Raw genomic sequence first — 1,339 nt, forward strand, 5'->3', positions numbered from 1 at the left:
TTGGGGGAAAAGGGCTGGGGAAGTAGGGGATTCTCATGCGGACGAAGGGACTTGAACCCTTACGCCTTGCGGCACTATATCCTAAGTCTAGCGCGTCTGCCGTTCCGCCACGTCACTCTCACCCATGCTAGCTCGCCCTCTGGGCCAGGGCGACCTGTAGGGCAGCAGTCTCAGCATCATCGTCATCTCGAATCGGAATCCCGCTCCAAGTCGCGAAAAAGAGGTGTGCTCAGGTAGCGTTCCCCAAAACTAGGCTGGATCATTACAATCCGCTTGCCAGCGTTTTCCGGTCGCCGCCCCACCTGGATGGCTCCCGCCAAGGCAGCCCCAGTGGAAATGCCGGAGAGGATCCCTTCTTCTTTGGCCAGGCGCCGGCTGTAGACCATGCTCTCTTCATCTTCCACTGGGATCACCTCATCCAGCAGGTCGCGCCGCAGCACATCAGGCACGAATCCCGCTCCGATCCCTTCAATGCGATGAAAGCCGGGCCGTCCACCACTCAAGACGGCACTGGCCTTGGGTTCAACGGCCACCAGTCGAATGGCCGGGTTTTTCCCCTTCAAAAACTCGCCCGCCCCCGTGATGGTGCCGCCGGTACCTACCCCTGCCACCAGGATATCCACTTGACCATCGGTATCTTCCCAAATTTCCGGGCCGGTGGTTCTGGCATGGATCCGGGGGTTGGCGGGATTGGTGAACTGGCCCAACATGTAAGCGTTGGGAGTGCGGCGGACGATCTCTTCAGCCTTCCAGATGGCTTCCCCCATGCCGCCGGCGCTACTGGCCAGGTGCACCTCTGCTCCGTAGGCTTTCAACAGCAGTCGCCGCTCCAGGCTCATGCTCTCAGGCATGACGATGATGAGCCGGTAACCCTTGGCAGCAGCGGCCATGGCCAGGCCAATGCCGGTATTGCCAGAGGTGGGCTCCACCAAGATGGTCTTGCCGGGGGTGATCAAACCGGCCTGTTCGGCAGCCTCGATCATGCTGACGGCAATGCGGTCTTTCACCGAAGCGGCAGGGTTAAAGCTCTCCAATTTCACCACGATCTCGGCCAGACACCCTTCCGACTGAGGGATCCGATTCAACCGCACCAGCGGGGTGCGACCGATGAGCTGGGTGATGTTGGCGGCGATTTTCATGGCTAACAAAAAGGAAGAAACCATCGCGGCAGTGGGCCCTAGCCCTTAACTCCGGAGCAACCGAGGGCCTTACGCGAGGCTAACCCTTGAATAAGCTCCTTGGCGTGCCCCTTTCAAGATCTCACTGCCCTTGGCCCAGCATTGAGGGGATCCCTGCATTCCTTGAAGTTTTGAGAGGGAGGGCTACAAAACCCCTCCTG

At 59.7% G+C, this 1,339-nt stretch carries 1 protein-coding gene; it reads right to left on the reverse strand.

The features are described 5' to 3' along the window. Positions 1-182 precede the first annotated feature (182 nt). Entirely contained in the window at positions 183-1,139 is a 957-nt protein-coding gene (cysK, locus tag NW834_RS13675; RefSeq protein ID WP_011433569.1) for a cysteine synthase A, read from the reverse strand. Between the last annotated feature and the right edge of the window lie 200 nt (positions 1,140-1,339).

This window comes from Synechococcus sp. R60.1 (assembly GCF_047461835.1).
Classification (GTDB): Bacteria; Cyanobacteriota; Cyanobacteriia; order Thermostichales; family Thermostichaceae; genus Thermostichus.